This window comes from Ruegeria sp. CDSA077 (assembly GCF_059612265.1).
Window position 1 is genome coordinate 117,678 of the sequence record NZ_JBXWQG010000002.1, and the last position, 17,919, is coordinate 135,596.

The following is a 17,919-nucleotide window of genomic DNA, read 5'->3' on the forward strand; positions in this document are numbered from 1 at the left end:
TCTCCTTACTCACTCGCCCCGGCCGCCAGATCTTCGGCGGGAACCGATGTGCTCATCGCGGGAAGAGAAATACTGTTGGGGGTATTTGACGCAGGTGTTGTGCCGTTCGACGCAAGAGCGGCAAGACCGGCGATTGGCATCATGAAGTTAAAGTTTACGTTAACAAGTTCGGCGGTAACGACCGGCGTATATGGCCCCCCTAAAAATCCAAGGCGCGCGTCATGCGAATATCCGATCTGTACGTTGGCGGCAGTCGTTCCCGGTGGCAGCAACATGCGGATATCATTCCAGACACGTGCGCCGTAATCCGTCGCGGTATTCAAAGGGCAAGGCGCAGGCAGGGCAGGCACGGCACAGACATTGCCACTGCGGCAGAGCACCCCAAATTTCGTACTTGTAGGAGCGCCGCTTGCCAGCGTGTGCTCGGTCGGCAACGCACCGCAAAGCGGAGGCCCAAGAGTTGCCAGCCTGGATGCTTTTTGCATCGCCTTCTGCGCCATGGTAGTCGACCAGAACAACCGGCCATAATCCACAATGCCGAACATCAGCAACAGGAACAGTGGAATGACCATCCCCAATTCGACCAGGGCAGCGCCACGCTCCTGACGCCGGAAGGTCCGCAGGATATGCGACAACCGGGTCATACGCCGAACACCCGGCTCTGATCCGAAATCACCGTGTCAAGCGTGCTAACTGCCCCGCCGAACAGGCCCAGAACATTGCCCAGGATAAAATCAATCTGGATTTTCGCGGTCACTTCGACCACTGAGGTCGGGTCAATACGATAGCTGCCAGACCGCGATATGCAGGTCGGGGTTACATCCACCAGCGTTGTTCCGACCGGCAAATGCGCCCCACCGCCCAGTCGGTTGGCGACAATATCTGTGGCCATTGCATCATAGCTTGCGACGCCGCCCGCGCTGCATAAATCCAGCGGTGCGATGCGAGCGATCATGCGTGACGCATCCCGTACGCCGGCAGATGTCGCCTGATGTATCCAGGTGATCCGGCTGCCCTCGATGATCACAACAAAGAACAGCAAGATAACCGGCAGAACCATGGCGAACTCGACCATCGGCGCGCCAGACTCGCAGCGCTGAAAGCGTGAGAGGAAGCGACCCAGCGGCTTCATCGGTACAGCCTCACGACATCGCGGAAAATGCCATCAACGGCACTGCCACCAACTCCGCCGCCAACCTGTTTGACAACCTCGACGAAGATGTCGAAATCCGAGCCTGTGGATTCTTCAAGTGGCTGAAACAGAAAGACTTTTACGAATTCCTTCACCGGCACATCGGTGGCCCGCCCGGAAACCGGATTCGCGGTGCAGTCAATCGCTGCGGCGATGAACGTACGCCGCTCGGGATCGGTGCTGGGTTGGCCTGAACATTGGGCGCGGCCGGTCTCGTCCCGTCCGGTGACGATATCGCCCGACCCGGCCCGGCTGACCTCATCCAGATATACCTGATACCGGGTGTTTCCTGTCGGTGCGCCCTGCGCATGCGGTGTCAGCGTACCGTCCGGTCCAACTCCATAATTCATAAGATTGTAAGCCGCTTGCCCTGACGTCCAGTTGCCATTGCCAAAACGGCTGCCATTGCAAAGACCACTCACCGGGTCAAAGCAATCATCCGGCGGCATTGGAATAGTATTGGTCGACAGGTCCGGGTTGTTTTTCACACAGCCCCCGCCAGAATGGTCCCAGCCTGAAATCACATTTGGACCCGGCGCATAGTCTGGATCGTTCTTCAGTTGGTTCATGGTCGCCTGGAACATATCGAACCGCGAATTGTAGATCGCGCTGCCAATCCCGTTACGCTGACCGGGTTCGGTGTCGACACCGCGCTGAGACACGCATTTAGTCAGGTTCCCATTCGCAGCAATGAGGCAGATATACAGCTTTGAGCCGGTTAGACCGGCGCATGGCCCGTTTGGATTGATCCCGATATCCGTTGGATCCAGAAATCCGAAATTCCCCGGCCCCCAGGCCGAGTTGTTGCCGCCAGTACGCAATTTGATGGAAGCGCCGATATTGGCGCTGGAGGTCCAGCCCGACGGGATGCAGAACATCAACGGCGTTACGTCACAGGCATATGCTGAATACCCAGCGATCGAGACTGAATTCACCTCTCCGGACGGGCCGGCGACACCCAGCAAGCTGGCCAGCGATCGGCCAAAAGGCAGGAAAACAGTCCGTGGTGTCGCGGTCACCTCGACCAAGACGGCACGCGCCGGGTCTGTCGTCACAAAGGGCGTAACCGAGTCGTTATCGTCTGGGTCTGCCACCGGAGTAGGCAATCCGGTCAGAAAGCGAAGCGAAAAATCCGCAGAAGTTCCAAGGCTTTGGCTGCCATCCGCGAAAAACTGTTCGTCGTCGATCATGCCGGATGCCGCAGCTGTTGCACGGGTGATGGCGTCAGCATTGCCATCCAGCTCTCCTGCGGCGGCAAGCGCCACGTGGTCGGTATAGGCTTGCATGTCAGTTTGGGTAGAGGCGATACGCCCCAGATCAAAAGTCAGTGCAGCCATTCCGATCATGACGACCATGAACATGCCGACAAAAACCAGAATTGTGCCGTCTTCTTTGTCCCTGATTTTGCGTAGCGAAGTCATATCAACCTCCCTCGAAAGACCAACCTGACCTCAGTTCACCGGCTCAGTTGTTGCACTGGTGTTCCCAAAGACCTGAATTTCCTGAACGTCGGTTGCCCCACGGCGAACTTTCACAATCGGCCTGGGCGTGCCCTCTTCTAGCGGTGATTTTTCAAGGAGGATGTCGCTGAGGCGAACCGCTTCCAGCGGCTTATCCTCTTCTGTTTGCAGAGACCGCAGAGACAGGCTGAGCTGCCCAGCCTTCTGCGCCAGAGCCAACTTCTGACCTTCATCCGGGGTGACCTCGATCGTAACCGTGCGGGCAATGCCCGGTTGGTCAAGCTCTTCATCCGCGGTTTGGTCCACGCCGATGACCCGGATATTCTGCAGGATCGTCACTGCACGCAATGTATCATTGGTGCCGCGGGTCAGAACAATGTCGACAAAGTCGCCAGGCGTAACAAATCCGCCTACCCCTGTCTGCGCGTCGACATTGATCGCCATCGCGCGGTTATTCTCGCCAATCGTCTGAACGATTGTCACTTTTTCACCAAAATCGGAAACTTTCGAGGTCAAAAGAATTTCACCCTGCGCCAAAGCGCGCTTGGCCCGGCGAGGTTCTATGCCGGCGGCAGGCAGGACATCATCAAAGCTTGTAAAAACACCTGCAGGCACAGATGCAGTAGGCCAATCAATGGTCGTCAGCTTGTGCCCTTCGATCGGCGTTCCGAACGCGATATCTTCGGCCACGGCCACAACACGAACTATGGTTGGTTCACCAGCTGACTGATTCCGTCGGATCTGATCCTGTGCCAGAATGACTGCGCCACCCGCCAAACCTATTCCCAGGAAAGTCATCAAAAATGATTTAATACGCATGGTATCCTCCAATTCCCGGGAAAACTCAGGATAATTACTTAATTGGGCCTGAATGGCCAAACAGACCGCTTATGCAAATCAAAGGTGGTCTGGTAGGAAACTGACGCCCCACGCTTGCGAATGGGAAGTCAGGTTTTTTTCACTTAGGAAATTGGCGCGCAGCTTAAGGCGTTGTCCGCTTGGCTGCCGAGTTTGCATCACTAAAGTTGCTGCTGGTCGTGCCAGCCAAATTGGTCAGAATTGTCCCGCCGACGACAATCGCAACAAACAGCGCGATGCCATATTCAACAAGGGTCGCGCCGCGCTCGTCTTTGCGTAGCTTCAGAAATACTTTGCGAATTCCATTCAACATTACTTGAACTCCAGACTGTTTTACCAAAGTGCGAAATCCCGCACTGACACGAGGAACACACCCCCGTTAACTAAATCGTTACCTATGAGGTGGTGCCGAAACCTCCCCACAAACGAAAAGAAATTCCCGCTTAGGGCGAATTTTCGATCATTTTGGGCGGAAATGTGTCAAATCGCGGACCGATTTACGGTGCGCGGCGGCAGATTTACCTGATCTTCCGTCAGAAAGAATCGATTGGTGAGAAGCTGCTCGGGGTCAATAAACCGGGCCCCGCGTCAAACGAGCAATCATTTGCAACCGATTGCAGCCACCAGACTAACTGGCTTAGTATCACGACATGAAAATGTCTGTCATCCCACCTTTCTTCTGCAGGTACGAAACATGAGCGTCACCCTAAAAGACGTCGCAGCTCTGGCCGGGGTGTCGCGCTCTGCCGTGTCGCGCACCTTTACCGAGGGCGCCTCGGTTTCGGCGAAAACCCGAAGCAAGGTGGAAAAGGCGGCTGCTGAACTGGGCTACAGCCCGAACGCCCTGGCCTCATCGCTGACCACGGGACGGACAAAGCTGATCGGGCTGATCTCGAACAACTTTCACAACCCGATTTTCCTTGAAGTGTTCGATCAGTTCACACGTGCCTTGCAAGAACGTGGATTACGCCCGTTGATCGTGAATCTGACGGATGAGACCGAGCCTGCCAATTCCGTTCGGATGCTGCGCCAGTATTCTGTTGACGCTGCCATCGTGGCCTCTTCGACCCTGCCGCCAAGTTTCGCCAAGGCGTTTCACGATGCCGGTGTTCCGGTTGTGCATACGTTCGGGCGCTCGGCGACCTCACCAGAGGTACATGTCGTCGGGATCGACAATGTCGAATGTGGTCGCATGGCAGCCCGCGAGCTAAAGGCGCGGGGTTATCGGCGCGTTGGATATTTAGGCGGGCCAAAAGATGCGACCTCGGCCATGGATCGCTATCAGGGCTTTATGGAAGAGGCCGAAAAGCACCCCGATCTTGAGGTGACATACTCTTTCGCCGGGGCCTATTCATTTGAGGCGGGGCGCGCGGAAATGCTGGATCTGCTAAAGGGTCAACCAGCCGAAAGCTATTTCTGCGGCGATGACATTCTGTCCGTCGGTGCGCTGTCCGCCCTGTCGGATCACGGGTTGAAACCGGGCAAGGATATCGGGATCATCGGCCTGAATGACATGGAGATGTCGCGTTGGGAAAGCGTGAATCTGACGACCATCCACCAACCGATCAAGCAAATCATCACCTCGTCTGTGGATCTGGTGGAAGAGATGCTTAAAGACCCCGAGCGTTATCCCGAGGCCCGCATTTTCCCCTGCCGCGTAGTCGAAAGGGGCACGCTGCGCCCCCGCGCCTAGTCAGCGGAACATAGGGGGGCGCGCATCCTTCCAGGCTCCGTCTTCATTGCCCGACGCAACGGCAGCATGGACCGCTGCGATAGACCGCACACCATCCGCTGCGCCTGGCAACCCGTCGCGGGATTCGCCACGAATGGCATCGGCCAGATCGCAATAGATGTTGGCTACAGCCAAGGGAAACCCTTCAGGATGTGCGATGGCAACCCGCGACAGGCGCTGGGCGTCCTCGTACAAGCCACCTTCGCCCTTTTCAATGATCTGTGTGCGGCCGCCAACCGGTGTATAGAGCAACTGGTTGGGCTGTTCCGAGGTCCATCGCAGACCGCCGGTTTCACCAAAGACCTGAATGTCGAACCCATGTTGGCGCCCGATCGCAACGGACGAAGTCCACAAGCGCCCGACGGTGCCACGCTCTGTCCGGAAGTTGACCATGGCATCATCCTCCAGCACGCGGCTTGAGATGGTCGAGGCCATGTCGGCGGACAGCGACGTGACCTCATCATCGCAAATGAAGCTTGCCATATGCAGCGCGTGTATACCGCAATCCGCGAACTGCCCCGAGACACCGGCCATCGCCGGATCATACCGCCAGCGCACGCGTGGATTGTCGGCGTCAGTGGCATCCCCGTGGTGGCCGTGGCTGAAATTCGTCACAACCAGACGCACCTTGCCGATATCCCCGACCCTCACCATTGCACGTGCCTGGCGCACCATCGGATAAGCCGAATAGCAATAATTCACGGCGCATAGCTTGCCCGATGCTTCGGCGATGCGCACGATCTCTTCGCCTTCTTCCACGGTCATCGTCATCGGCTTTTCGCACAGAACGTTAAAACCCGCCTCGAGATAGGCCTTGGCAATTTCAAAATGGGTCGAGTTCGGTGTCGCGATGGTAACCAGATCGATGCGGTCGCTACGGTCTTTTTCACCGGCTAGCATCTCTTGCCAGTCGCCATAGGCGCGATCAGTTGCAACGCCCAGACGCTGTGCATATTCACGTCCCACGTCGGGGCGGTGGTCCAACGCTCCAGCAGCGAACTCAAACAGCCCATCGGCCTGTGCGCCAAGGCGGTGCGCAGGGCCAATCTGGCTGCCTTCACCGCCACCGATCATGCCCCATTTCAGCTTTGTCATGGTCTTAGTCTCTCTTTGGAAATTGGGTGGTGAGTTTTCAGAAATCGCTGATATCTGTCCATTGCCGCCCGTCTGACGATGCCAATGCAGCCGCCAGAACGCGGTTCACCTCGTGCCCATCGCGGAAGGTAGGCCAGGTATTCTGTCCAGAATGGATGGCCTGCAGGAAATCCTTGGCCTCGATAATGATCTGATCCTGATATCCTGTGCCGTGGCCAGGGCCCTGGCAAAAGGGCTCGTAATCCGGATGCGCGGGGCCGGTCAGGATCTTGGTGAACCCGCGCGTGGCCTCGGGGCCTTCGCGGCGATACAGCCACAGGGCGTTCTGATCCTCTTGATCGAACCGGATCGCACCTTTGGTACCCGAGATCTCATAGGCGTAACCCATCTTGCGACCCGTTGCGACGCGGCTGAAATAAAGGTTTCCCATGACCCCGTTTTCAAAACGACACATCATCTGCGCGTGATCATCATTGGTAACTTCGCCGCCGGGGCGATGCCGGTGCACCGTCTCCACATCGGCCATAACCTGAGTGATCGGCCCGATCAGCGCCAACGCACCATTCACCATATGCGGAGCAAGATCGCCGATGGTTCCATTGGCCATTCCCGTTGTGCGCCAGGTTGCTGGGGCCTCGGGGTCGGCATAGAAATCCTCGGTATGTTCGCCACGGAACCATGTGACCTGACCGATTTCCCCTTCAGCAATAAGCTGTCGCGCATATTGGCTGGCGGGGGTGCGGATATAGTTGAACCCAACCATGTTGATTGCACCTGTGGCCTCGGCTGCCGCCACCATCGCGCGGCTGTCGTCCAAGGACGCCCCCAAGGGTTTTTCGCACAGCACCGGTTTACCAAGGGCAAACGCCGCCTCAGCGATTTGACGGTGCGTCGACTGAGGTGAGGCGATCACAATGGCCTCGACCTTTGGATCCTCGACCAACATGCGCCAGTCATCGGTAGCGCGCTGGAACCCGTAGGCGGCGCGATAGACTTCCGCGCTTGCAGATGTCGAGGCACAGATCACCTCAAGCCGCGGGCGCAGCACGGTGTCGAACACGGCACCTACCGCTGACATCGCGACCGAGTGGGCCTTGCCCATATAGCCGCCGCCAACAATTCCAATTCCAATTTCAGGCATCTGCCGCGGCCTCGCACATATCATTTGCAACCGGTTGCAAAATCAGTATCGTGTGAATCGATTCAACGCAAGGATCAACACACCTTGCCGACCCTTTTCGCCGGAGGAAATGACGTGACCGCTTTGATGGACGGTATCAAAGGAAACCGCTTTGGCGTCTTGGGTCGTGCGGGCATGGACCTGTTTGCCGATCCCATCGGCGAGAAAAGTGAGGATGCCGACGCGTTCCGGGCCGATCTGGGCGGTTCATCGGCAAATATATGTGTGGGTCTGGTCAAGCTGGGCAGTCAAGCGTCGCTGATCACCTCGGTATCAGACGACGCGGTCGCGCGGTTCTGCCTGAACCGGCTGGCGCATTACGGCGTCGATACGTCCAACATACGGGTTGTAAGGGGCGAATACCGCATGTCGCTGGCAATCTACGAAAGCCGGACAGAAGATTTCCAGAATGTCATCTACCGCAATGGCGCAGTCGATTTCCAAGTCACCGAAGAGGATATGGACCAGGTCGATTTCAGCTCCTTCTCGGCTGTGATCTCGGCCGGAACCGTCTTTGCGGCCGAGCCTTCGCGCAGCGCCACATTCCGGGCCATCGACACGGCCCGCAAGGCCGGTGTGCCCGTAATATTTGACATAGACTATCGCCCTTACAGTTGGCCCTCACCCGAAGTCGCGTCCGAGGTCCTGTCCCGCGCCGGTGACGCCAGTGATCTGATCGTAGGCAATGACGAAGAATTCGGTTTCATGGCGGGCGGGATAAACAAAGGGTTTGCCAAGGCGCAGGAACTGGCGGCCAAACCAGGCCGCGTGGTGATCTATAAAATGGGTGAAAAAGGCGCCATCACGCTGATGGACGGGCAGGAATTTCAGACAGGTATCTATCCGGTGACTGCCGTCAAGCCGAATGGCGCAGGTGACAGTTTCATGGCCGGGTTACTGGCCTCGGTTGCAGCGGGGTACTCGCTGAAGGACGCGGTGATGCGCGGTTCGGCCTGCGCCTCGATCGTCGTGTCACAACCCGGCTGCGCGCCCGCTATGCCGACCACCGAACAGCTGGACACGTTTCTGGCCACCCATCCCGGCCCCACGGCATAGGAGATCCCAATGCATATCGCCCCCTATGAGAACCAGAACAAACCCATCGTGGATGCCGATGACCCAATGGTGCCCCTGAACTATTTCAACATCGTCAAACTGAAACAGGGCGAGGCGTTCGAATATCAAGTGCCGGGGTATGAGACCTGCATCGTCCCGGCCACAGGTACAGTCGATGTGGATGTCGAAGGCGTGCAATTTGCCATGCTGGGCAACCGAGGAGAGGATGTCTGGGATGGAGAGCCAGAGGGCGTTTATGCACCCGTTGGCGCCAAGGTGCAGATCGTCTGCGCCTCGGACCACTCCGAAGTCTTCATCGCGGGCGCCAGATACGACAAAGTGCTGGACCCGTTCGATGTCCGCCAGCACGATCTGGTGCAATACGGCAGCGACGATACCAAAACCCACCGCAAGATCAAGCACATCCTGGGCCAGAAACAGCATGACAAGGTGGGCCGTCTGCTGGTGAGTGAGCTGTTCACCGTGGGTCAGGGCGGCTGGTCGGGATTTCCCAGCCACAAACACGATACCAACCGCCTGCCGGATGAGACCCGCCATGACGAGACCTATAATTTCCGTTTCAAACCCAACTGGGGCTCTGGCCTACAGATGCTGCAGCGCGAGGATAACGAACCGGGCGACGCCTATCATATCATGGACGGATCGACCGTCTGTATCGACAAGGGTTATCACCCCTGCTGCGTCCTGCCGGGGTATGAGATGTATTATTTCACGATCCTCGGCGGCCTGACCCAACGCTCGCTAGTCCAGTATTTCCAACCCACCCATGCCTATCAGATCGAAACCATACCGGGCATCAAAGACATGATTGCAAAATTCAAATGACCCTCGCCACACTGAAAGACGTTCTGCAACCGGCTTATGAACAAGGCTATGCCGTGGGCGGCCTGGTCACGTTAGGATGGGAGGATATGCGCGCCTATGTGGCCGCAGCCGAAGCCGAAAACGCACCTCTGATTCTGCAGGCCGGACCCAGTTGCCGCGAGCACACCCCCCTGCCCGTTCTGGGCAAGATGTTCCGCTATCTGGCCGAAAACGCCTCTGTCCCCGTCGTCGCCCACCTGGACCATGGGTACACCTTCGAGGACTGCAAAATCGCGTTGGACAGCGGCTTTACCTCGCTGATGTTCGACGGGTCGCGTAAGCCATTGCAGCAAAACATCGATGAGACCGCGGCCATTGCCGAAATGGCCCATGCGGCAGGGATTTCATGCGAGGGAGAGATCGGCTTTGTGGGGTATTCCGGTGGCGAAGGCTCAAATGGTACCGACCCCGAGGAAGCCGCGAAGTTTGCACGCGAAAGCGGCGTCGACGCGATGGCGATTTCGGTTGGCAATGTTCACTTGCAGCAAAACAAAGAAGGTGGCCTGGATGAGGCGCGTATCGCCGAAATCGATGCCGTGACCGAAGTGCCTTTGGTCATTCATGGCGGGTCCGGTGTGCCGGTAGAGCAGCGTATGAAGCTGGCGCGCGAGACCTCGATCTGCAAGTTCAACATAGGAACCGAGCTGCGTATGGCATTCGGAAATGCCATGCGTGAAGCCGTCAATCGTGATCCTGAACGGTTTGACCGCGTCACGATCCTGAAGGAAACGCACGACCCGGTTGAGGCAGCTGCCCGCACCGTGATCCGTGCCTTTGGCGCCCCGCCGCAGCATTAGGGCGTCAAGTTACCAGTCGACCGGAAGCGCATCGCCAAGCGGCATCACCTCAGATCGAGCCGCCTTCGACCATGAAGTTCCCCGCGCTGCACATGGCCGCGTCGTCTGAGGCCAGAAACAGGACCATGCGCGCCACATAGACCGGCTCAATCGGGTCCGGCAGACATTGACGATCCACCTGCTTGGCCAGCGCCTCGGGTGTCACCCATAACTCTTTTTGCCTCTCCGTCATGATCCAGCCCGGAACTACTGTGTTCACCCTGATGCGATGGTCGCCCAACTCGCGCGCCATGGTACGGGTTAGGCCATGAACGGCAGATTTGGCGGTGGCATAGGCCGGGAATCCTGCCCCGCATTCCCACCAGGAATTCGATCCCAGATTGACGATGGCCCCCTTGCCCTTAGCGATCATGCCCGGGGCCACCGACTGGATGGCAAAGAACATATGGCGGATATTGGTGGCCATTCGGTCATCCCAATACTCCGGCGTTACCTCGCGCCAGTCGTGGCGTTCGTCATGGGCAGCGTTGTTGACCAGAACATCCGCCTCGCCCAGCGTGGCGACCAGCCGCTCGAACGCGGCCTGCAATGCCTCAATGTCGCGCAGATCGCATTGGGCAAAGGCATGCTGCCCGTCCAGTTCCGCCAATAGCGCTTGGCCCGCATCTGCGTTCAGATCAACAAACCCGACCCTGGCCCCCTGGGCGGCAAAGGCGCGAACCGTTTCGGCGCCGATCCCCCCGGCCCCGCCGGTGATAAAAACTGTTTTTCCCGCAAGACCGGGGTAATTCGCAAAATTCGCGCTCATGCGTCACGCTCCATGATCCATTCAACTTCGGGGGCGGCAACAAAGCGCCATTTCCGCAATGGGCCGGCCATGACGTTCAGATAGTACATCTCAAACCCATAGGGCGCACCGCAGGGATGATGCCCGCGCGGGACGATCACGACATCGCCATCAGATACAGCCATAGCCTCGTCCAGATCGCCATCATCGGTATAGACCCGCTGAATGCCGAACCCGTACGAGGGGTTCAGACGGTGGTAATAGGTCTCTTCGAGATAAGTGATGCGAGGAAAGTCATCCTCATCATGGCGATGGCTGGGGTAGGAGGACCAGTGGCCATTGGGCGTGAAGACCTCGGTCACCAGCAGGCTGTCAGCGACGTCTTCGGCCTCCATCGCGATATTGTTGATATAGCGGGTATTCACACCCTTCCCGCGTTCGGTCAGTGTGATGCCACCCGGCCCGATCCGTCGCGCCGGATGGCCACCTTTGCCGGGGGCCGAACACACGGCCACAACACAATCGGTTTCCGCCACAGCCTGCCAATCGGTTCCGTTGGGCAGGTACAGACAATGCGGCGGCGTCTTTTCAAAGACATCCATGCGGTCACCCAGCACACCCCAATCCTGCCCGGCCCCGGTGATATGCGCCTTGCCCTCGACCATGACCAGGATGACCTCATTGTCACCGGTTTCTTCGGCCGCCCTGTCGCCTGCGCGTAGGTGGTAAAGACCGAACCCGACATAGCGCCATCCCGCAGAGGCAGGGGTGATGTCATGCACCTTGCCATAGGGGCCGCGTGGTTTCCTGAGCAGGTTGGCCATGGGGCCTCCTTTCTGGGCGCGCCGGCCCGGTTCGTAACGTCAGGCGGATTGTCGGGTTTTCAACGCCGAAAGTGCCGAGGTCAGTTGCTCTGGCGTCCATTCTTCGGCGACCGCACGCCGCAAGATATCCGCCTGGCTTTCCGGCGCATTACCACCAATCGGGGGATCTGTGTCCAGATTTGTCGGAAACGGATAGCCTTCGGCCGTCGCCGCGATGGCCGCGTCCAGCTCGGACCCAGTCAGCTCGCCGCTTTGCTTCAGGGCCACCAGTGACGGCAGCACGGCCTGCGCCATGGACCGGCGGTCGATGGCCTCCATCGCACGACCAAAAGCGGATGAGATCTGCAACAAGTTCGCCATACGGTCGATATCCGTGCTGCGGTTCTCGCCGGCCGAGTGGAACAGCGCGGGGTTGAAGAATACCGCGTCGCCTTTGTTCAACGGCACCTGAACATAGCTCTTCTCAAAGTGGTCCCTGTGCGCGGGGTCGTGAAAGCCAATATATCCGGCTGGATATAGCTGTGAAAACGGCAACAGTTTGGTGGGCCCGCTTTCCACCGGCATGTCACAATGTGCCACTGCCCCCTGCAAGGTCAGCGCCGCCGTCAGCAGATGTGCATGCACAGGGTACCGGGCAGCGCTTTCAGCGGTCTGAAAGCCCAGATGGTAGTCCCTATGCGCCTGCTGTGCCTTGCCGCCGGGGCGGACCTGATTGACCTGAGCCGTGACCTGATAGTTCGGCCCCAGCCATGCCTCGCAGGCGGTGGCAACAGCAGCGTTGCCGAAGTATTTTGAGAAACCTTCTGGATCGCGCAGGCAGTGCTTTTGCAGCGCATTCCAGATCCGGTCATTCGCACCCGAGGCGGCAAAATGATCACCCTCGCCTTCGCCGCTTTGGCGTTCCTCGTCGATGATCTGCCGAAAAACCTCGGTCGCCCGGTCGATCACCGACAGATCCTGATAGGCCCCTTTCAGCGCGATCACCCCGGCGGATTGGTTCAGCACATGGCCCCATTCCGCCATCAAAACGCGCCGTTGCCCTGTATCTTCCAGCGCGGGACGCAGGGCATTCATGTCATAGACGGGGACGTTCTTTTCGATCATCGCGGCCTGCGGAACCATGTCCGAGGTCAGTTTCCGAGAGGTCAACACCTTGAATTCGTCCAGATCACAGGATTCCCGGTCAAAATACCCGACATATCCAATTCTTTGACTTACCATGATTTTCTCCTTCTTCATGGCCTTGGTGTTGCCCCTTGGGGCGGTTTGTTAGTTGGTGATCTCCAATCTTGCCTGAGCGCAGACATCGACAATGTGGTCGTAGCCCATCTTGGAATACTCTTGGGGTGGGGCCTTGGCGGGGTCCTGTTCGGCCTCGACCACGATCCAGCCGCTATAACCCATAGATTTCAACGCATTCGCCACGGCTTGAAAATCAATGCAACCATCGCCAGGCACAGTGAACGCTCCCGCGACGACAGCATCCAGGAAGCTGCGGTTGTTTTCGCGCACATCCTGTACGACCGCCGGACGGATATCCTTGAAATGGACGTGATGCACCCGGTCACCCCACCGATTGAGGGTCGCCATCACGTTGCCGCCACCAAACAGCAAGTGGCCGGTATCAAAGCACAAGCCGACCTCGGGGCCCGACCCTTCCATCAACCAGTTCACATCCTCTTCGCTTTCGATAATCGTGCCCATGTGGTGGTGATAGGCCATCGGCATGCCCTGATCAGCCATCCATTTGGCCAGCTCGGTGATTTTGGCGGCATAGGCCAACACCTCATCCCGGGACAGTTTCACCCGGTCATTAACCGCGACCCCGATCTGCCCCTGCACGGTGTTCGAACATTCGGCATAGACGATGCACGGGCTGTTGAGCGCTACGAATTGTTCGACCTGCGCGCGCACAGCCTCGCGCTCGACGGCAAAATCGTTAACCAGAGAAGCCCCAGAACACCAACCGCCACACAGGGCGATATCATTGGTGTCGAGATATGTGCGCAGACCTTCGGTATCGCCGGGCATCCGCTGACCGCGTTCGACGCCGGTATAGCCGATCTCGCGCGCCTCTTTCAGGGCCTGTTCCATCGTGTAAGCCGCGGTCAGGTCCGGCAGATCATCATTCTGCCATGCAATCGGAGAGATGCCGATCTTCACGCTCATTTCGTGTTTCTTTCCTTGATGGCAACCTCATAGGCTGCGCGCTTTTCATTCACTTCCGGGCGGATGCTGACTTCGGGCACGGCCACTTCCCACCAGGTGCCGCCATATTCGGTCGACGGGTACGGATCGGTGTCTATGACGACCACATAGGGGCCGGTGACCTCGCCACGTTTGGCCAATGCCTGCTCCAGCTCAACGATCGAGCCCACCTTGACCGAGGTCGCCCCCATCGCCGCCGCATGCGCAGCGAAGTCTATGGCCGAGGGCGTTTCGTGCACCGCGTGATCCAGCAAATTGTTAAACTCGGCCCCGCCAGTGCCCATTTGCAGACGGTTGATGCAGCCAAAGCCCCGATTGTCGGTGATCACCACTGTGAAAGAGACCCCCATCATCGCCGCCGTCGCCATTTCGGAATTCGCCATCATATAGGTGCCGTCACCGGTAAAGCAGATGACGTCGCGATCAGGCTGGGCCATCTTGATGCCCATTGCACCGGCGATTTCATAGCCCATGCAACTGAACCCGTATTCCATGTGATAGGCACCGGGGCGGGGCGCTTTCCACAGCTTGTGCAGCTCACCCGGCATCGTGCCCGCGGCGCACATGACTACCGTGTTATTGTCCGAGGCGCGTTGCACCGAACCCACCACCTGCATATCCGTAGGCAACGCGTTTCCGTCACCGGGCGCGTCGGTCAGTGCATCCACCTTGCCAAACCAATCTGCCTTCAGCGTGTCCGCCACCGGGTCGGCCCGGTAGCCGTGCAAGGCTTCGCCAAGTTCCTCTAACCCGACACGCGCATCGCTTTGCAGCGGCATTGCGCCGTGTTTTTCGGCGTCATAGGCGGCTGTGTTCAGGCAGATCATCTCGCGGTTCGGATTGGAAAACAGCCCCCAGGACCCGGTGGTAAAGTCCTGCAACCGCGTCCCAACAGCAAGCACCAGATCGGCCTCGGCGCAGGTGGCGTTGGCCGGTTCACCACCGGTTACACCAACCGGACCAAGGTTCAACGGATGATCCCAGGCCAGCGCTGATTTCCCGGCCTGCGTCTCGGTGATCGGGATATTGTGGGATTCCACAAAGCTCTGCAGAACATCCGTCGCTCCGGAGTAATGCACGCCACCTCCGGAAACGATAACGGGACGTTTGGCTGATCTGATCGCAGCCACCGCACGGGCCAACTCCGCCTCATCCGGGCGAATGCGGCGCTGATACCAGACCCTCGGCTCGAAGAAACCCTCGGGATAGTCATAGGCTTCGGCCTGAACATCCTGGCAAAAGGCCAACGTCACAGGCCCGCAATCGGCCGGGTCGGTCATGGTGCGAAAGGCGCGGGGCAAGGCCGTCAACAGATGTTCAGGCCGCGAGATGCGATCATAGTACCGGCTGACCGGGCGAAAACAGTCATTGGCACTAACCGTACCATCACCAAAGCTTTCGATCTGTTGCAACACAGGGTCAGGCCCGCGGGTGGCAAACACATCGCCGGGGATAATCAGAACCGGCAACCTATTCACATGCGCCAACGCCGCCGCAGTGACCATATTGGTGGCCCCCGGTCCAATGGATGAGGTCACCGCCATCGCCCGCGTCCGCCGCATCTGCTTGGCATAGGCAATCGCGCAATGTGCCATTGTCTGTTCATTTTGCCCGCGATAGGTTGGCAGGCTGTCTTTCGCGCCGTGCAGCGCTTCGCCCAGCCCGGCCACATTGCCATGGCCAAAGATGGCCCAGACACCGGCGATAAAGGGTTCACCCGCTTCGTTCATCTGCGCGCCCAGATAGCGCACCAAAGCTTGCGCTGCGGTCAGTCGGACTGTGTTGCCCATAGTGATACCTTTCAACACAAGGCCATCTCGGCCATTCCTGCAATTTCGAAATTAGCGGGCCTGTGGCCCAGACGGGGGAACGGTTAAACCGTTCCGCCCAGAGAGCCTTCGAGCTGGGCCATTTCCTGACCGCCCGCCATCAGGTCCTGCAATTGTTCGGGTGTGATCTCGCCTCGTGTGGCCGTGCCCAGAGTCTTGCCGCGATTGAGCACGGTAAAGCGATCACCTACGGCCAGCGCATGGCGCACGTTATGGCTGATGAACACCACACCCACGCCCTGATTGCGCACCTTGTCGATGGTCGCCAGAACATTCGATGTCTGACGTACCCCAAGGGCCGAGGTCGGCTCATCAAGGATCAAAACCTTGGCACCGAAGTAAACCGCCCGGGCAATGGCAACCGTCTGACGCTCGCCCCCTGACAGGGTTCCAACGGCCTGATCCGGCCCGCGCAGGTTGATGCCCATCTTGCGCATCTCGACCATGCAGACCTCATTGGCCTCGTCGATATCGAACCGTTTGAGCAATCCCTTGCCCTTGGTCGGTTCGCGGCCCATGAAGAAATTGCGGGTCACGCTCATCAAAGGGATCATCGCCAGATCCTGGAACACGGTCGCGATACCCGCCTCCATCGCGTCGCGGGGCGTGTCAAACTGCAACGGCTTGCCTTCGAAAAAGATCTCGCCCTTGGTGGGTTTATGAACCCCGGACATGGTCTTGATGAAGGTTGATTTACCGGCACCGTTGTCGCCCAGCAGGCAGTGACATTCGCCGGGCCTGACGTCAAAACTGACACCCGCCAGAGCGATAATATTGCCAAAGTGCTTTTCGATGTTTTTCATCTGCACGATTGGCGCGACATCCTCTACCGCATCTCCGTGATGGAACTTGCTGTCTTCAGTCATATCAGCGCTCCCCGGTTACGCGTTTGCGAATGGCATTGTTGAACAGAACCGCGATCAGTAGCATTGCGCCCAGGAACACCTGGAACCAGTCCTGATCGAAATCCGTGTAAGTCAGCCCGATGACCACCATGCCAAAGATGATCGCGCCAAAGAACGCCCCGATGGCCGATCCATAGCCGCCGGTCAGCAGACAGCCCCCGATCACCGCCGCAATGATGGCCTCAAACTCTTTCTGGAAGCCACGGCGCGCATCGGTCGATCCCGCGTCGATCACGGTGATGATTGCAACCAGCGCCGCACAGCAGGCGGTTAGCATGAACAAAGACACTTTGATACGGCTCACCGGCACACCAGAATTCGACGCCGCATTGCTGTCGCCACCGGCGGCAAAAATCCAGTTTCCAGCTGGTGTCCGCAGCAAAACATAGGTCGCCGCTAGGGCCAGAACGATAAACCACAAAATCTCGACCGGAATGCCCGGTACTTTCGGCGCCCCGTTTTTGAATGTGTCGATCAATCCGTTTGCAGCCAGCCAGGCAAACAAACCGGCAAAAGCTTCGCCCGAGAAGAACGGGGCCAGCCAGTCGTTTTCGACTACATCGCGCACGCCACGCAGCTGGGTTGACCCGCCAGTGGCTGCTTTGAGACCCACCAGTGAGAGACCGCGCAGAATGAAAAGGAAAGCCAGAGTTACAATAAAAGAAGGCAAGCCTGACCGTATGACGATATTGCCGTTCACCGCCCCAACAAAGGCCGCAAAAACAAATGTCATCGGGATCGCAATGATCAGAGGTAACTGCCAAGTCACCACGCAGACACCAAAGAACAGGCCTGCAAAGGCAACCATCGAACCGATCGACAGGTCAAACTCACCCCCGATCATCAGCAGCGCCGCTCCGATAGCCAGGATACCCAGCTGTGCCGCGGGCGTCATGAAGTTCATAACTCCAGCCAGCGTGAACATGGAATCGTCTGCCGTGAGCGCGAAGAAAATGACCACCAGGACCACACCGGCCATGGCACCAAGCTCTGGACGTTTCATCAGCTTGGTCAGAAACGGTTCTTTCTTTACGCGTTCGTCCGTAGTGACGGGCGCTGACTCACTCATGTTTCCCTCCCAATTCGGTTGAAACGGCGCACCTGGCGCCGT

Annotated in this window: 18 protein-coding genes; 4 read left to right on the forward strand and 14 right to left on the reverse strand. The window is 58.2% G+C overall.

All coding sequences use genetic code 11. The annotated features are described in order from the left end of the window. Window positions 1-5: 5 nt before the first annotated feature. The 5 genes from AC2FLE_RS07750 to AC2FLE_RS07770 form a co-directional block, all read right to left on the reverse strand. Entirely contained in the window at window positions 6-644 is a 639-nt protein-coding gene (locus tag AC2FLE_RS07750; protein ID WP_496696259.1) for a TadE/TadG family type IV pilus assembly protein, read from the reverse strand. Continuing rightward, window positions 641-1,132, reverse strand: coding sequence for a TadE/TadG family type IV pilus assembly protein (locus tag AC2FLE_RS07755; RefSeq protein ID WP_271948250.1), 492 nt, complete (start codon window positions 1,130-1,132; stop codon window positions 641-643). Before AC2FLE_RS07755 ends, AC2FLE_RS07750 begins: the two co-directional genes overlap by 4 nt. Then, the gene (locus tag AC2FLE_RS07760; protein ID WP_496696261.1) at window positions 1,129-2,613 is read right to left on the reverse strand and encodes a pilus assembly protein TadG-related protein; all 1,485 of its coding nucleotides are present in this window, start codon (window positions 2,611-2,613) and stop codon (window positions 1,129-1,131) included. The genes AC2FLE_RS07755 and AC2FLE_RS07760 overlap by 4 nt, the downstream gene beginning before the upstream one ends. Window positions 2,614-2,643: 30 nt before the next feature. Then, complete coding sequence (gene cpaB / locus AC2FLE_RS07765) at window positions 2,644-3,471, reverse strand: Flp pilus assembly protein CpaB (RefSeq protein WP_142635731.1); 828 nt, start codon at window positions 3,469-3,471, stop codon at window positions 2,644-2,646. 163 nt (window positions 3,472-3,634) lie between these two features. Continuing rightward, complete coding sequence (locus AC2FLE_RS07770; protein ID WP_496696263.1) at window positions 3,635-3,823, reverse strand: Flp family type IVb pilin; 189 nt, start codon at window positions 3,821-3,823, stop codon at window positions 3,635-3,637. 381 nt (window positions 3,824-4,204) lie between these two features. Here AC2FLE_RS07770 and AC2FLE_RS07775 point away from each other — a divergent pair, with 381 nt between their 5' ends. Further along, a complete protein-coding gene (locus tag AC2FLE_RS07775) occupies window positions 4,205-5,203 on the forward strand; it encodes a LacI family DNA-binding transcriptional regulator (RefSeq protein WP_496696265.1) in 999 nt (332 codons plus the stop codon). Here AC2FLE_RS07775 and AC2FLE_RS07780 read toward each other — a convergent pair whose 3' ends face one another. Both AC2FLE_RS07780 and AC2FLE_RS07785 read right to left on the reverse strand, forming a co-directional pair. Beyond that, the gene (locus AC2FLE_RS07780; protein ID WP_496696267.1) at window positions 5,204-6,337 is read right to left on the reverse strand and encodes a Gfo/Idh/MocA family protein; all 1,134 of its coding nucleotides are present in this window, start codon (window positions 6,335-6,337) and stop codon (window positions 5,204-5,206) included. A 37-nt stretch (window positions 6,338-6,374) separates the two neighbouring features. Next, the gene (locus AC2FLE_RS07785; RefSeq protein ID WP_496696269.1) at window positions 6,375-7,478 is read right to left on the reverse strand and encodes a Gfo/Idh/MocA family protein; all 1,104 of its coding nucleotides are present in this window, start codon (window positions 7,476-7,478) and stop codon (window positions 6,375-6,377) included. 126 nt (window positions 7,479-7,604) lie between these two features. Between AC2FLE_RS07785 and iolC the strand changes: the two genes are divergently transcribed. Genes iolC through AC2FLE_RS07800 form a run of 3 tightly spaced genes read left to right on the forward strand, consistent with a single transcriptional unit; the run spans window position 7,605 to window position 10,255 of the window. Further along, entirely contained in the window at window positions 7,605-8,573 is a 969-nt protein-coding gene (iolC, locus tag AC2FLE_RS07790) for a 5-dehydro-2-deoxygluconokinase (protein ID WP_271948662.1), read from the forward strand. Window positions 8,574-8,582: 9 nt separating this feature from the next. Beyond that, window positions 8,583-9,419, forward strand: coding sequence for a 5-deoxy-glucuronate isomerase (locus AC2FLE_RS07795; RefSeq protein ID WP_496696271.1), 837 nt, complete (start codon window positions 8,583-8,585; stop codon window positions 9,417-9,419). Continuing rightward, complete coding sequence (locus tag AC2FLE_RS07800) at window positions 9,416-10,255, forward strand: class II fructose-bisphosphate aldolase (RefSeq protein WP_496696273.1); 840 nt, start codon at window positions 9,416-9,418, stop codon at window positions 10,253-10,255. The genes AC2FLE_RS07795 and AC2FLE_RS07800 overlap by 4 nt, the downstream gene beginning before the upstream one ends. Window positions 10,256-10,304: 49 nt before the next feature. Here the strand turns inward: AC2FLE_RS07800 and AC2FLE_RS07805 are convergent, their stop codons facing one another. The 7 genes from AC2FLE_RS07805 to AC2FLE_RS07835 all read right to left on the reverse strand — a co-directional run bounded on the left by AC2FLE_RS07805 (window position 10,305) and on the right by AC2FLE_RS07835 (window position 17,877). Further along, the gene (locus AC2FLE_RS07805) at window positions 10,305-11,063 is read right to left on the reverse strand and encodes an SDR family NAD(P)-dependent oxidoreductase (protein WP_496696275.1); all 759 of its coding nucleotides are present in this window, start codon (window positions 11,061-11,063) and stop codon (window positions 10,305-10,307) included. Beyond that, window positions 11,060-11,866: a 5-deoxy-glucuronate isomerase gene (iolB, locus tag AC2FLE_RS07810; protein ID WP_496696277.1), complete on the reverse strand. Its 807-nt coding sequence runs from the start codon at window positions 11,864-11,866 to the stop codon at window positions 11,060-11,062. Before iolB ends, AC2FLE_RS07805 begins: the two co-directional genes overlap by 4 nt. A gap of 39 nt (window positions 11,867-11,905) precedes the next feature. Continuing rightward, the gene (locus tag AC2FLE_RS07815; RefSeq protein WP_496696279.1) at window positions 11,906-13,087 is read right to left on the reverse strand and encodes a phytanoyl-CoA dioxygenase family protein; all 1,182 of its coding nucleotides are present in this window, start codon (window positions 13,085-13,087) and stop codon (window positions 11,906-11,908) included. A 48-nt stretch (window positions 13,088-13,135) separates the two neighbouring features. Beyond that, window positions 13,136-14,035: a myo-inosose-2 dehydratase gene (gene iolE / locus AC2FLE_RS07820; RefSeq protein ID WP_496696281.1), complete on the reverse strand. Its 900-nt coding sequence runs from the start codon at window positions 14,033-14,035 to the stop codon at window positions 13,136-13,138. Continuing rightward, on the reverse strand, window positions 14,032-15,864 hold the full coding sequence (iolD, locus tag AC2FLE_RS07825; RefSeq protein WP_496696283.1) for a 3D-(3,5/4)-trihydroxycyclohexane-1,2-dione acylhydrolase (decyclizing): 1,833 nt from the start codon (window positions 15,862-15,864) through the stop codon (window positions 14,032-14,034). The genes iolE and iolD overlap by 4 nt, the downstream gene beginning before the upstream one ends. Window positions 15,865-15,947: 83 nt before the next feature. Further along, complete coding sequence (locus AC2FLE_RS07830) at window positions 15,948-16,769, reverse strand: ATP-binding cassette domain-containing protein (RefSeq protein WP_496696285.1); 822 nt, start codon at window positions 16,767-16,769, stop codon at window positions 15,948-15,950. Between the two features lies 1 nt (window position 16,770). Further along, on the reverse strand, window positions 16,771-17,877 hold the full coding sequence (locus AC2FLE_RS07835; RefSeq protein WP_142635706.1) for an ABC transporter permease: 1,107 nt from the start codon (window positions 17,875-17,877) through the stop codon (window positions 16,771-16,773). Between the last annotated feature and the right edge of the window lie 42 nt (window positions 17,878-17,919).